Genomic DNA, 12,830 nt, shown 5'->3' with positions numbered 1-12,830 from the left:
ACACGTACGTATTATTGAAAATCGGCCTTTTGCTCTTCCAGGTGTTTCGGTGTTTTTTCAAACATGCTGTCGATCAGGCCTGGAATCGTCATTTTCTCCGTTTGTTCCGCTTTTTTGATTTGCTCATTTACTTTCGCTTTCGCTTCTTCTTTCACGCGAGCGGTATCTTCTTCGGTCCAAAGACCTTTCTTCTCCAAATATTTCGCCAAGCGAGCGATCGGGTCTTTCTCGCTCCATTGTCCTTCTTCTTCTTTTGTCCGGTATTTCGAAGTATCGTCAGACAAGGAGTGCGGACGGAAACGATAAGTGACCGCTTCGATCAAAGTCGCGCCTTCGCCGTTGCGAGCGCGTTCAGCGGCTTCCTGTACGGCGCTGATGACGGCGAACACGTCCATGCCGTCGATTTTCACGCCGCGGATCCCGGCTGCGACCGCTTTATGCGCGATCGACAAAGCTGCGGTTTGCTTCGCGAACGGCGTCGTGATCGCATAACCGTTATTTTGTACAAAGAAGATGACCGGCAGCTTGAATACCCCGGCATAGTTCAGCGCTTCGTAGAAATCGCCTTCCGAGGAACCACCGTCACCGGTATAAGTAATGGCCACTTGTTTTTGCTTCTTGAGCTTGAAGCCCATCGCGATCCCCATCGCGTGCAGCACTTGTGCGCCGATGATAATTTGAGGCATAAGTACGTTGACGCCTTCCGGAATTTGTCCGCCATGCTGATGGCCGCGGGAATACAGGAAAGCTTGGTACAGCGGAAGACCATGCCATACGAGCTGCGGCATATCGCGGTAACCCGGGCAAACAAAGTCGTTTTTGTCCAGCGCGAACTCGCTGCCTACCATGGTTGCTTCTTGTCCGGATACCGGAGCATAGAAACCGAGGCGGCCTTGGCGGCCCAAGTTGATCGCACGTTCATCCCAAGTACGCGTAAATACCATGCGATACATCAGTTCTTTCAATTGATCGTCGGACAGCGCCGGTACTTTATCTTTGTTAACGATTTCACCGTCTGGCGAGAGCACGGTCAAAGCTTCAACTTCTTCCGTGTATACTTCATAAGGAATCTTGCTCATTTTTTTCACCTCGACTGAAAATTTGATTAACTTGTTCCTCTGTTATAGAATTATTATACTCCTGTTTCATTCTAGAAGTCAAAGGAATTAAGGTTTATTGTGTTATATTTTTATTTTTGTGTATGTAACAGATTTTCAAAAATAGTATAACACAAACCCATATTGTGGTAAGCTAGCGTTATCTCTATTTCATGGTAAATGTTACTTGATTCGAAAAGCAAAAGCAAAATCAACCAGCTGGGAGTGTGTGTAGAACCATGACGGATTCGAACTATTTAAAACGAACCATCATTAAAGAGGAAATTCAAAGCCAGTTCTTGGGGGAAAAAAGATATCTGCGCGTTTACCTTCCTCCCGGGTACAACGAAATCCTCAGCTATCCCGTCATTTACTGCCAGGACGGCGAGGAATTCTTCAACTTCGGACGTATCGCGACGCACGCCAATCGCCTGATCCTGGACGAAGGCCTCGAACCCTTCATTATCGTAGGCGTGGAGGTGAACACCGCGGTTCGCACAGAGGAATATGCCCCTTTTGGCAACCGCTTTGACGCCTATACGCGCTGTTTTACGGAAGAAATTATTCCCTTTATCGAACGCAATTATCCCGTACGCCGCGAACCCTCGGAAAGGGTGCTGGCCGGGGATTCTTTAGGGGCAACCGTCTCCCTTCATCTCGCTATGAAAAACCCGGAACTGTTTTCCAAAATCATCAGCTTGTCCGGCGCTTTCTATGAACCGTCCCTGAATATCCTAGCCGAAGAGACCGATCTTTCCTATTTATCGCTCTTCATGATCGTCGGATTGCAAGAGGATCATTACACCACCGATACAGGTACCTATAATTTCGTCGAGTTGAACCGCAGAGCCAGAACGCTGCTAGAGGAACGCGGTGCCCAAGTCGCCTATTTCGAGAAGGACGGCAAACATTTATGGGGATTTTGGCAGCAAGAACTGCCCGATGCGCTGGTGCATTTTCTAAAATAGCGCTTTCATTTCGTCGAAAATCAGAGGCTGTCCTGGTAGATGCTTCTCTACTTCGGACAGCCTCTCTTGGTGTCGTTTCGATTCCGACTGACTGCGCGTTAGGGAGTCTGGTCCTGTACGATGGCCCGTTCGGCGTTGGGTTCCGGGTGATTCTTCGGTTCCGTCCCGATGTAAATATCTCCCGTTGCCAAAGACCGTCTAGGCAGCTTCCATTTATAATGAACGGACAACATCCGGAAGAAGACGACGGCTGCAAACAGCAAAATCAATTCCAACGTCGACTTGAACCATCCCATGCCAACCGCCAAACCCGCCAGCATCGCCCAGACCGCATAAATTTCGTCCCGCAGCACCAGGGGTTTACGCCCGGCCAGCAGATCGCGGATGATCCCTCCCCCGATGCCGGTCAGCACCGCCGCAACGATCACCGCGCTCATCGGATGCTTCATCTCCGTCGCGTATAACGCTCCTTGAATAGCAAAAGCCGACAAACCGATGGCATCAAACAAAACCTCTGTCCGTTTCCAATGGCGAACCCATGGCATCGGCAGCACGAAGGCGACAAAAACGGACAATACGGCCAGCAAAATCAAATCCCCCTGCGCCCATAACGTCGTAACCGGGACGCCGATCAATACGTTGCGGATGATCCCGCCGCCAAACGCCGTCACTAGGCCCAGCACCAGCACGCCAAGGATGTCGTATTCCTCTTCCATGGCCACGAAGGCGCCGGACATCGCGAAAGCCACAGTCCCGATGATGCTAAAAATATCAAAGATATGCATCTCTTCCGTCCTTCTCTGCCTTTCTCTGTCAGCTATAATTCGTCAATCCCCATTTTAGGCCCACAAGGTGAAATTGTGCAACCCTAAAATCTGAATTATACTAACTGGAGCAAAGGATTTTGTGGCGCGAAAGGAAGAAGTAGAAATGACCGTGAACCGGGTTCTCATTTTTGCCGGCGGGCGTTTAGATCCGGGAATGCTTCGGGAGGTCCGCTCGGACGATGTGCTGATCGGGGCTGACCGCGGAGCCTTATTCCTGGTGGAGCATGGATTTAAGCCGGATTTAGCAGTAGGCGATTTCGATTCCGTGAGCCAAGAGGAGTTAGCTCTTATTCGTAAACATAGTAAGGAGATTCTAGCCTTTGATCCGATCGACAAAGACCTGACGGATACGGAGCTGGCCTTTGATCTGGCCGTGCGAAGAAGCCCGGCGGAAATCGTGCTTACCGGTGTGATCGGAACCCGTCTGGACCATACGTTGGCCAATCTGCATATGTTGCTGCGCGCGGCGGAACAAGGGATCACCTGCTCGATTTGGGACGAATTTAATTACGTCACGCTGTGCGGATCTATCTGCCGGGTCGAGGATCGCGGATATACCTATGTCTCCCTGCTCCCGCTCACCCCCGTCGTCACCGGCATTACGCTGGAAGGATTCATGTACCCTTTACATAACGCGACTCTACGGATTGGACAATCCCTGGCCGTGAGCAACCAATTAGCAGCCCCCGTCGGATCGGTGCAGGTCGGTGAGGGATGGCTGCTCGTCATTCAAAGCCGGGATTAGTTTCGATATTTATTTCATTTTTGTAACCTTTTTGATACCTTGATGATACGTGAAACAAATGCAAAAACCCTTGATTTTTCAAGGGTTTTTTACATTTCAATTTTGAAGAAAAATCTCGATATCTTAAAAAAATGTAAACTTTAATGAGATTTTAATAATCACCTTCAAAGCGTTGGGACACATGGTTTTTAGGAGATCATACCAAGTTTTAGGAGATTACAGATCTGTTATACTTCATTTACGAACCGGTCAAAAAACAATAACTTTGGAGGTACTACAACATGAATAAACGCACCATTTTCCAAAAAGTATTGACGGTCGGACTGGTGTCCGCCATCGGTTTCAGTACGCTGCTTGCTAGCGGGGCTGAACCTGTACAAGCCCAGTCTGCAACAAGCACTGCCGTTTCCAAAGGAACGCAGGTCGTAAACTACGGTAAGAATTTTTTGGGCACGCCTTACAAATTCGGAGCATCCACATCCACGACCCGAGTTTTCGACTGCTCTTCGTTTACGAAATATGTATTCAAAAAATACGGCGTCACTTTGCCGCGCACTTCCGCTGCACAAGCTAAAGTAGGATATGCCGTATCGAAGTCGAATCTGAAAGCCGGCGATCTGGTCTTCTTCTCCAGCGGCAGCCGGGCAAACGGGAGAAACGTAACGCACGTGGCCATCTACATGGGCAGCGGAAAAATTCTGCACACCTACGGGAAACCAGGAGTTACGATCTCCAATCTGAACTCCGGCAACTGGAAGAGAACGTATCTGAAGGCTCGTCGCGTCCTGTAGTCGGACAAGCCGAAATCAATTTCATCAAGAAGTCGTTGCCTAGATCTCTGATCGCAGCGGCTTTTTGACCCCCCAAGATAACCCTGGTATAACTAAAACCGGGATATTTGTCGTTTAACCCAGCATGTATCCGGTGCCGCGGATGGTATGAAGCAGCTTTTTCGAATGACCGCTGTCGATTTTTTTGCGCAAATGCCGGATATAAACATCCACCACATTCGTCCCTGTCGCGAAATCATACCCCCAGACTTGCTGCAGGATCATCTCCCGCCCACACACTTTCCCGGCCCGTTTCATTAAAAAAAGCAGCAGATCGAATTCCTTCGGCGTCAATTTGATGGGTTCCCCGTCTCTCCACGCCTTGCGGCTGCGCAGCTCCATTCGTAAATCCTCAAAGGACAACTCCGTTAAAGAGCCGTCCCCCAACCGCTTAAACAATGAAATCAAGTGGCCGACACGGGCATATAGTTCAGCCATGGGAATCGTGACCTGGACCACGTCGTTGGCTCCCCGAACAAAGCCGGCGACGACCGCCTCCGAGCTCCACTCCTTTAGCAGAAGGAGGATCGGAAACGGAGCGAATCGCCCGATTTCCTCCTGAAGGACCGGCGAGTTTTCGCCCGGCAAATCCGTCCCCAGCAGCAGCAAATCCGGAAGCTCTTCCTCCAGCAACCGAAGCACGCCAGCGCTGCTTCGCTTCCAGCTGACCCGATAGCCGGCTTCCTCCAGTCCGGTTTTCAGCCGCTCGCCCTCTGTGGGATCTTCCAAAACCAACATGATGTACCTTTTCATCGCGCGACCACCTTACTTGCATCTACCAATCCATTATTAAGATGGTCATTCCTTCGGCAAACCATTCGGTCGTTTCGGATTCAACCTGCTTCCTCTTACCCTAAATATCGATCATACATGGTTCTGGCCTCTGCCGGATCTTGCGTGCCGTGGATCAACGCCCTTCCGTCCGCAAACAAGACCAATCGGCGTTCGCCGAGCGAAAAGGAAAGCAAAAACGGATTTACTTCGACCGTTCCTTCCTGCAATCGTCCCAGCTTCTCCGCCATCTCTTGAAGCTGGATCTTCCGTTTAGCCGCCGGTCGGATCTGGACCGTATCCCTTCCGCAAAGCACCTCCGTTTTCCGATGGTTGGCTGTTGACAAATAGGGGTAGGTCGCCCCGCTCCCGCACGAAAGGCAGTCGTCCCGCTTGGCCGATCCCACCTTGATCGAGGCTTGTTCGTTTCGCCACAGGTCAAAGGTGAGCAATGTGCCGCGCAGCGCCTCGGGATGCCCGGTCAATAGCTTCAGCGCTTCCGTTGTTTGATGGGCCACGATCATTTGCACGGCCGGGGGAATCACGCCTACCGTGTCGCAGGTATCTCCGCCGAGCGGAATGGTACCCAGCAAACAGTTCAGGCAAGGCGTAACACCGGGCAAAATCGTATAGGTAATCCCGTAACTGCCGACGCATCCGCCATAAATCCAGGGAATGCGGTATTTTTGCGAAATATCGTTAATCATCAGCCGCGTATCGAAATTATCCGTCGCATCCATAATCAGGTTGACTCCGGAAATTAAACTCTCCAGCTCTTCCGGGTCAACATCCATCACGTGAGCATCGATCCGAACCTGGCTGTTGATAGCGGCTAATCGCCGTTTCGCAGCGATCGCTTTCGGTACCCGTCCTGCCGCATCCGCTTCGGAAAACAGCTGCTGACGCTGCAAATTACTCCATTCCACGTAATCCCGATCGGCGATCACGAGATGGCCGATGCCTGCGCGCACCAGCGTCTCAGCGATGCCGGTGCCAAGGGCCCCCGCTCCGACGACCAGTACCTTCGCTTGCTCAAGCTTGTCTTGTCCGGCGTTGCCTATGGGAGAAAACAACCTTTGCCGTGAATAACGGTCGGGTTGTTCTTTATGTTGTTCCAAATCGAGTTTCATTTTGGTCTCCTTTCCGACTTGCTATCTATGCTTTACTGTAATCGGCGAACAAAGCTCTTCGTGATCGCTGAAGCCTGTTTGCCTCTAGGGATCGCCCAGCCGTAATAGACCGGGTGAAAATCCGGAAGCTCCAGCTCAACCGGCACGATCTCCGCCTGCCTGCCGCTTTCGAAAGAATAATCCACTCCGACCGTAAGCGCAAGCCCTTCCTTCACCGCGTTTTGAATCGCCTGCACGTTATTGGTGGCGAATAAGATATCCGGCTCTCCGTATTCCGCAAGTTTAGTTGTCAAATAATCCCGAATCAACGCATCGTCATACAACACGAGCGAGTAGCCGGCAAGCTGTTCCGGTTTCATCGATTTCTCCAGGGCCAGCAGCGAAGTTTTCGGCACGCCGACGACCATTTTCCCTGTCAAAAGCTTCTCAAACTGCAGCGTTTTATTTTGGGCGAGCAGATCCGCAGTGATTGCAATAAAACCGAGGTCAATGCCGCCGTGGTGCAGCTCGTCAAGTATTTCTTTAGGGCCTTGCTCGTAGATACGGATCTTGACATCGGGGTAATCCCTTCTGAAGCCTGCAATCGTCTCCATCAATAAATGCATCGGGCCGGGAATCGTCGCAATGTTTAGCTCGCCGCTCAACCTGTCACTATAGGAATTCGCTTCTGAACGAAGCGCATCCAGTTTGGCCAAGATCTCCGCAGCCCGGCCAATGATCGCCTGGCCTTCTTGCGTCGGTACGGCGCCGACGCCCCGCGAACGGTTGAATAAGACGAGCCCAAGTTCCGCTTCCAGCAAAGAGATGGACTGGCTGACCGCAGACAAAGTCACATGCGCATTTTGCGCCGTTTTTGTCAAGGATCGTGTTTTGGCTACATCGACTATATACTCCAACTGCTCGAGATTCATGGCATCCCCTCCCGGAGGCGAGCAACTTCTTAAGTAATTCTAATTTGATAATAATTATATATAAATTTTGTTTAACAATGACATTTGATACAATCATAGTACAGAACTTAATAAAGATCAAAGAAAGGCAGGAGAAGCGCTCATGCAACAAAACAGAGTAGCCGTCGTGACCGGAGGAGCCAGCGGAATCGGAAAGGAAACCGCTTACAAGTTTGCCTCCAAGGGAGACCGCGTCGTTGTGGCAGACTTCAATGCGGAAGGCGGACAAGCCGTTGTCGACCACATCGTCGCCCATGGCGGCGAAGCGATTTTTGTGAAGACGGACGTCTCGAAATATGAGGATGTAGAGGCATTGGTTGAAAAAGCGGTGGACACGTTCGGAAGAATCGACGTCATGTTCAATAATGCCGGGATCGGAAGGGTCACGCCGGTGCTGGATCAGAATCTGAACGACTATCATAACGTGATTCAGGTAAACCAGCACGGGGTTGCTTATGGCATCATCGCCGCCGGTAAAAAAATGCGCGAGTTGGGGATCAAAGGCGTGATCATCAACACCGCCTCGGTGTTCGGCTTCCTGGCCTCCCCCGGCACCTTCGCTTACCATGCTTCCAAAGGGGCGGTGATCATGATGACGAAATCCGCCGCTCTGGAAATGGCGGACTTGGGCATCCGCGTCATTGCCGTGGCGCCAGGGGCCGTCGATACGCCGATTATCCAAGGGTACAAAGACAAAGGGATGATCGATTCGATGAAATCCAAAGTGATGGGCAACAAATTAACTTTACCGGAACAAGTCGCCGATACGGTTTATCTGCTAACGCTGGACGAAGCCAGCGCCATTAACGGCAGCGTCGTCATGGCCGACGAAGGGTATGCCTCCTTCAAATAAGCCCGCCCACGAAAGAAGAGACCGTTCGTTGAACGGCCTCTTCTTCGTTTTATTAAGGCCCGCTAGTTCGACAATCCAGCGGGAAATACCCGTTTTCGGCCGCAGCGCGTTCATTCGCGAAAATTTCCTCGATGCGATAACCAAACCCTTGAGCCCTTGCACAGGACTCCCTGTAAGCGTATTTCAATCCCGTCAACGGATCCACCGTTCCCAGAACGCTTGGCGTTCGATCCAGCCTCCCCCCGCCTAACGCATAATTGTTGTAATGGCGATCTCCCACCGGTATGCCTTGCAGAAACACTAGAATGCCTACATCATCCAGCGTGTTATTCCACGCCTCCTGCGGAATCGTCGGCAGCGTAAACGTGTAATCCACGCCTTGTTTTTTCGCGAACAGATTATGGAGACGAATCGCCCGAGCCAGATCCTCTTCGATCCGGCGGACGATCGTAGCACGCCGTACGGCGTCAAATTCTTCCCCGTTCTGCAGCAGCGGGATGGAAACCTCCGATCGGATCTCGCTTTGCGGTCCGCTAACCCAGCGGTTCGCCGTCGCATCATAGGCCGTCACTTGGCTATCCAAGGTAAAAGCAATGCTGTTCCGGCTCGCATCAACGTATGTATAGGGCTTTTTATCCTGCCAGTGGTAAGCGAACGCATCGCTGCCGGGTTCCACGTCCGCTGCATAGAGGTAATAGCCGTCGTAATCCATGACGACAACCGCCGGGATATAGCCCAGGAGCGTCTGCTGCCCAGCCGGATCGTCCGCGACGCCAAAGTTCAAGTACAAACTCCGAAGCAGAGCGGCTAACGCTTGCTCTTTATCGGCGCGCATCCATTTCTCGGATCCGTACCCGCTTTCGAATTGCTGCAGCTCGTTCCGGTTCAACGCGACCGCCGCATCTTGGACTGCCGTGCGCATCGCGGCGGTATACCGCGTTTCGAGGCGATTCACTTCCCGTAGGTTCTCCGCCCGCAGGCCGCTCAGCCATAGGATAGGGGCGACGATCAACACAAAAATGACCGCCCAGTCAGTAATCTTCATTTAACACCATCCCCCCATACGTGAGCAGAGACGAATTCGCTTTGTCCGCACCGGGATAGAGAAACTCCGATAGAATATCATACGGGCTGCGGTTATGATTAAGCGCCGTAACGGCGATGAAATCACCTTCCTGAAGCTTGTAGGCTTCTCCCTCCTGCCCTGCTCCGGTTGGAAACATCGCCTCCAGGATATCCGAGGTATAATACGAATCATAAACGACGCTAAAACCATTCAGGAAGGTAGCGGGATCGGCCGGATCGCCGTATTCCGGATGATAGGTTTTATGCCGATGCTCCAATTCAACTTCATACCCTCCCCCGGTCGTCTCCAACTCGCGGATAAAATCCTCGTACATGGTCGGCGTCACAACCCCCTTGTTCCGAACAGCGTCGGTGAACTGCACCATAACGCGATACGCCGCCAAATACCGGATATCCTCCTGCCGCTGCGCCGCCTGCAAGGCCGGAAACAGGAACAGGAGCAGCACGGCAAGCAGGGCGGCTGTGATTTTGGACAAGGCATTCGTCATCCGCTGCCACCTACTTTCTGCGAAAAATAACGCGAACCACTTCTCCGGTTGAATCAAAAACGTGTTCAGTTCGATATTCAGCCCTTAAATCCAGCACGGCCAAAGCGCGTTCTCGGCTTAGCTCCAATACGTCCTCCAGCGGGCCAATCGAGGTGGCGTTCAATATTTCTCCTTCCACTTCGGTAGTTACGCCGAGGTCGATCCAATCCGGAAGACGGTGCAAGATTTCATTTCCCGTATATCTTTCGCCCGCCAATTCCAGCACATCGTCAATGCCGTGGCTTCCCGCCGTTTCCGGAGAGCGCCCCATCCCCTCGCGGGCATAAACGCTCCGCCCAACGCCGTGAAGCTGTGCCGCTACCCCATCGTAGGATTCGTTTTGCTCTGCCCCGATTTCAAGCGTATAGAGGGTGGCTGCCAGGAAACAACTGACGGAAACGAGCAGCCATATCAAGCTTTTCACATGATTAAACATCTTGGCCTGCGCCTCCATCCTGCAAGGCTTAAGGAATCAGCGTCGTTTGCGTAAAGATCAAGCCTCGAACCACGTTGGAACTGTCCTTGACGACCATCGCCTTAAATTTGCCGCTGGGATTGACGTATTCATTCAGCCGCTCGTCCCAGGCGTTGCTGATCGCGGCATAACTTTGTCCGTTAACGGAACCGTAACGTTCCGAGGATACGGGCTCATTGATAACGAGCACATCCCCATACCATTCCCCGCCGCTGTTTTTCCCGGTTTTCACCAAGATCCCGAACTGATCGCGATCCTTAAATTTTCGCAGCGCATTGGTCACCTGCGAGCCGCTGACCGTCGTATCGTCATAAACGGTAAACGAAGCCTGGGACAATTCGGTCTGGATGTCGGAAAAGCTGTTCTGCGCCGTTTTCGTGGCTTCCTGCGCGGATACGAACAAAATGACGACAATCGTGATCAAAGCGATCGTCAAGAAAATACCGGCTGCGACTTTTAAAGCGGATGAAGCGTTATTCATCGATAAAAACCTCCCTTAATCTTCACAGTTTTTGAAGCTGTTCAAAGTACAAGCTCATTTGTTCGAAGCTCATCCAGATCAGCGGAACGACCAAATAGGCGAACACCAGAGCATACATCGGGGTAAACCCGATCATCCGGCCCCATCCGGCTTTGACATCCAGGGATTTCTCATATTCCAACCGCCGCCGCTCGAATTGATAGGACATGTCGCTGTCGAGGTCGTCGAAAGCGTCGGCAACCGTAAGCTTCTCCGAAGCCAACAGCAGCTTGTCCGCCAATCGCTGGAATTCCTCCAGCACAACCTCCCTTTTCAGTTCAAGCAACGCATCTTCAGGGCTATGTGCGTAGTTCAGCAGGCATTTTTGCAATGGCAACCGAAAGATCACGGCGTAAGAAGCCAACCAATCCAGGATTTCTTCCACGGAGATCCGTTCCAACTCCCGCAAAATGGCAATCATCGTCAGGAGTTGATACACCTCGTGGCGCATGTCCATCAGCCGCATCCAACGTTGGAATTGCAGCGTCCACAGCGGCAGCTGGTAACCGATCACCCCGGCTAAAAAAGCCAAGCCAACCTCCCACCATTTGAGATTCTCCCGGTTCCAGCGCTCCAACTTGTCCATAATCCGGCGGGCCGCCTCGGATATTTCTTCATGGGTAATCCCGCCCTCGGCATTCGTCTGCAACGTGGATACCGAATGTGCAATCGCGTCATAGTCAGCGTTAGCGGACATGTTTAACTCCCGCATCACCGCAGCATCTTTTTCGGCATCCAAGCGCCCGGCCTCGACTGCATCGCTGGGTAAAGCGCCGAAGAAAGAGGCCGCGGCGGGAGGTTCGGTTAGGATGCGCTGTTGCACAAGATGGTGAAGCGTAAGGAACGCACCAAGCGTAATGGTTAGGCTTAGGACAAAGGCACTGATCCGTCGGACCTGAAACCATTCGACCCGCAACCGACAATTCGTCTCCTTTAGCAGTTGGGAGCATCGATGATAAACCAGGGAATCGGCCGACGGAACAAAGCGGCGGCAAAAACGGCCAAGTACTTCATGGGCATACACCCTCGCCTCCCACGGCATTTTCGTCGGTTTGGCCCGATAAGCCGATTCTTCTTCGCTCCTCAACTTCTGCAGCAGCACGTAACTGAACAGAATGATCAGAAAAAGCCCGGCCTTGATCAACATTCCCGCCTTGCTTAAGTAAAACGAGTCCATCAGGGGGAAATGACCTCTGGCCCACGCCTCAACCGGCTTCGTAAAAAAGACCGGCAACAGAGCGATGATATGAAGCCCTTTTAACAGATAATCCAGCCGTTTCTTTCGAATCAGCTCCAGCTGGACCTCACCGGTCAATCGGCTGATACCGCGCAGGTACATGGAGCCTTCCGCGCGTTTCCGGTCGCCGTATTCCGACACCAGCCGAGAAATGCCGGCGAAAGCCTTCAAATAGCGGCTTGGCGCGATTTCATAATAGTTCTCCAGAGCTTCGTTGGGATTGGCATCCCCTAACGCTTCACTGATCAAATGGGCATGAACCCCGATCTCGCGGCCCATCGTCTCGCCGGCTTCCTCAATCGCGTCCGTCACCATGCCGTGCCGTTGATAAGCATGCCGGACGGCGGCATAGAAATCGAGCAACCGTTCCAGCAGCTTCGTTTCCAATCGGTTCACGTAGCCGTCGAGCAACAGGCCCTGGAGGACGGCGGCCGCAATCAGCAGCGACAGAAAAAACAACAAATCGGGATTCAATACAGTTAAGGCTGCTATTAAGGCCGCGATGGTCCCCGTCATCCCGTAGGCGAACTTCATCGTTTGGCGCCTCAGCTCCAGCTCGTCATAAGGGTGAATGACGGCTAAACGCGCCCGGATTTTTCCGGCATAATGCCTTAGCGGGGGGATCTTCATCCACACGGCATGCGACGAAAGCAAGAACGCGGAAACCCGCAGCTTCATCCAGCGCAGGGGAGGATGGGCAGACGTCCCGGCCGGTCCCCAAGCATCCGCCCATAGCGGATTTTCCCTTTTTCCGAGCAACTGACCCGCAGCGTATAATCCGGCGCAGCCGCACAGAGATATTCCTAGCACCAGC

Annotated in this window: 14 protein-coding genes; 4 read left to right on the top strand and 10 right to left on the bottom strand. The window is 52.3% G+C overall.

The features are described from left to right. Positions 1–11: 11 nt before the first annotated feature. The gene (pdhA, locus tag MJ257_RS03130; protein ID WP_178019356.1) at positions 12–1,079 is read right to left on the bottom strand and encodes a pyruvate dehydrogenase (acetyl-transferring) E1 component subunit alpha; all 1,068 of its coding nucleotides are present in this window, start codon (positions 1,077–1,079) and stop codon (positions 12–14) included. A gap of 257 nt (positions 1,080–1,336) precedes the next feature. Between pdhA and MJ257_RS03125 the strand changes: the two genes are divergently transcribed. Next, positions 1,337–2,065, top strand: a complete 729-nt coding sequence (locus MJ257_RS03125; protein WP_240267857.1) for an alpha/beta hydrolase — start codon at positions 1,337–1,339, stop codon at positions 2,063–2,065. 98 nt (positions 2,066–2,163) lie between these two features. Here the strand turns inward: MJ257_RS03125 and MJ257_RS03120 are convergent, their stop codons facing one another. Beyond that, positions 2,164–2,850, bottom strand: coding sequence for a trimeric intracellular cation channel family protein (locus tag MJ257_RS03120; RefSeq protein ID WP_240267856.1), 687 nt, complete (start codon positions 2,848–2,850; stop codon positions 2,164–2,166). Positions 2,851–2,995: 145 nt separating this feature from the next. Here MJ257_RS03120 and MJ257_RS03115 point away from each other — a divergent pair, with 145 nt between their 5' ends. Both MJ257_RS03115 and MJ257_RS03110 read left to right on the top strand, forming a co-directional pair. Further along, positions 2,996–3,637 (top strand): thiamine diphosphokinase, encoded by a 642-nt coding sequence (locus MJ257_RS03115; protein WP_240267905.1) that lies wholly within the window; start codon positions 2,996–2,998, stop codon positions 3,635–3,637. Positions 3,638–3,918: 281 nt separating this feature from the next. Further along, positions 3,919–4,428, top strand: coding sequence for a C40 family peptidase (locus MJ257_RS03110; protein ID WP_240267855.1), 510 nt, complete (start codon positions 3,919–3,921; stop codon positions 4,426–4,428). A 114-nt stretch (positions 4,429–4,542) separates the two neighbouring features. On the opposite strand, the gene MJ257_RS03105 is transcribed toward MJ257_RS03110, so the two are convergent. From MJ257_RS03105 to MJ257_RS03095, 3 genes are all read right to left on the bottom strand, one after another. Then, positions 4,543–5,220: a winged helix-turn-helix transcriptional regulator gene (locus MJ257_RS03105; RefSeq protein WP_240267854.1), complete on the bottom strand. Its 678-nt coding sequence runs from the start codon at positions 5,218–5,220 to the stop codon at positions 4,543–4,545. A gap of 95 nt (positions 5,221–5,315) precedes the next feature. After that, the gene (locus tag MJ257_RS03100) at positions 5,316–6,368 is read right to left on the bottom strand and encodes a thiazole biosynthesis adenylyltransferase ThiF (RefSeq protein ID WP_240267853.1); all 1,053 of its coding nucleotides are present in this window, start codon (positions 6,366–6,368) and stop codon (positions 5,316–5,318) included. A gap of 32 nt (positions 6,369–6,400) precedes the next feature. Continuing rightward, complete coding sequence (locus MJ257_RS03095; protein WP_240267852.1) at positions 6,401–7,279, bottom strand: LysR family transcriptional regulator; 879 nt, start codon at positions 7,277–7,279, stop codon at positions 6,401–6,403. A gap of 142 nt (positions 7,280–7,421) precedes the next feature. On the opposite strand from MJ257_RS03095, the gene MJ257_RS03090 reads away from it, so the two are divergent. After that, a complete protein-coding gene (locus MJ257_RS03090) occupies positions 7,422–8,171 on the top strand; it encodes an SDR family NAD(P)-dependent oxidoreductase (protein WP_240267851.1) in 750 nt (249 codons plus the stop codon). A 52-nt stretch (positions 8,172–8,223) separates the two neighbouring features. Here the strand turns inward: MJ257_RS03090 and MJ257_RS03085 are convergent, their stop codons facing one another. From MJ257_RS03085 to MJ257_RS03065, 5 genes are read right to left on the bottom strand one after another with little or no spacing between them, the layout of a single operon-like run. After that, positions 8,224–9,216 (bottom strand): hypothetical protein, encoded by a 993-nt coding sequence (locus MJ257_RS03085; RefSeq protein WP_240267850.1) that lies wholly within the window; start codon positions 9,214–9,216, stop codon positions 8,224–8,226. After that, entirely contained in the window at positions 9,203–9,745 is a 543-nt protein-coding gene (locus tag MJ257_RS03080) for a hypothetical protein (RefSeq protein ID WP_240267849.1), read from the bottom strand. Before MJ257_RS03080 ends, MJ257_RS03085 begins: the two co-directional genes overlap by 14 nt. A 10-nt stretch (positions 9,746–9,755) precedes the next feature. Then, positions 9,756–10,220: a hypothetical protein gene (locus MJ257_RS03075; protein WP_240267848.1), complete on the bottom strand. Its 465-nt coding sequence runs from the start codon at positions 10,218–10,220 to the stop codon at positions 9,756–9,758. 28 nt (positions 10,221–10,248) lie between these two features. Continuing rightward, positions 10,249–10,740, bottom strand: a complete 492-nt coding sequence (locus tag MJ257_RS03070; protein ID WP_178019380.1) for an ABC transporter permease — start codon at positions 10,738–10,740, stop codon at positions 10,249–10,251. Positions 10,741–10,762: 22 nt separating this feature from the next. Beyond that, positions 10,763–12,826, bottom strand: coding sequence for a hypothetical protein (locus MJ257_RS03065; RefSeq protein ID WP_240267847.1), 2,064 nt, complete (start codon positions 12,824–12,826; stop codon positions 10,763–10,765). Between the last annotated feature and the right edge of the window lie 4 nt (positions 12,827–12,830).

The organism is Paenibacillus timonensis, from assembly GCF_022427145.1.
GTDB lineage: Bacteria > Bacillota > Bacilli > Paenibacillales > Paenibacillaceae > Fontibacillus > Fontibacillus timonensis.
Note: the sequence above shows the minus strand (reverse complement) of the source record. Positions and strands in the feature narration are given on the sequence as shown.

Bases quoted from the DNA above. Each gene is read 5' to 3' on its own strand.
- MJ257_RS03105 (WP_240267854.1), bottom strand. From the start codon at position 5,220: ATGAAAAGGTACATCATGTTGGTTTTGGAAGATCCCACAGAGGGCGAG.
- MJ257_RS03100 (WP_240267853.1), bottom strand. From the start codon at position 6,368: ATGAAACTCGATTTGGAACAACATAAAGAACAACCCGACCGTTATTCA.
- MJ257_RS03095 (WP_240267852.1), bottom strand. From the start codon at position 7,279: ATGAATCTCGAGCAGTTGGAGTATATAGTCGATGTAGCCAAAACACGA.
- MJ257_RS03115 (WP_240267905.1), top strand. From the start codon at position 2,996: ATGACCGTGAACCGGGTTCTCATTTTTGCCGGCGGGCGTTTAGATCCG.
- MJ257_RS03125 (WP_240267857.1), top strand. From the start codon at position 1,337: ATGACGGATTCGAACTATTTAAAACGAACCATCATTAAAGAGGAAATT.
- MJ257_RS03070 (WP_178019380.1), bottom strand. From the start codon at position 10,740: ATGAATAACGCTTCATCCGCTTTAAAAGTCGCAGCCGGTATTTTCTTG.
- MJ257_RS03120 (WP_240267856.1), bottom strand. From the start codon at position 2,850: ATGCATATCTTTGATATTTTTAGCATCATCGGGACTGTGGCTTTCGCG.
- MJ257_RS03080 (WP_240267849.1), bottom strand. From the start codon at position 9,745: ATGACGAATGCCTTGTCCAAAATCACAGCCGCCCTGCTTGCCGTGCTG.
- MJ257_RS03090 (WP_240267851.1), top strand. From the start codon at position 7,422: ATGCAACAAAACAGAGTAGCCGTCGTGACCGGAGGAGCCAGCGGAATC.
- MJ257_RS03085 (WP_240267850.1), bottom strand. From the start codon at position 9,216: ATGAAGATTACTGACTGGGCGGTCATTTTTGTGTTGATCGTCGCCCCT.
- MJ257_RS03075 (WP_240267848.1), bottom strand. From the start codon at position 10,220: ATGTTTAATCATGTGAAAAGCTTGATATGGCTGCTCGTTTCCGTCAGT.
- MJ257_RS03110 (WP_240267855.1), top strand. From the start codon at position 3,919: ATGAATAAACGCACCATTTTCCAAAAAGTATTGACGGTCGGACTGGTG.
- pdhA (WP_178019356.1), bottom strand. From the start codon at position 1,079: ATGAGCAAGATTCCTTATGAAGTATACACGGAAGAAGTTGAAGCTTTG.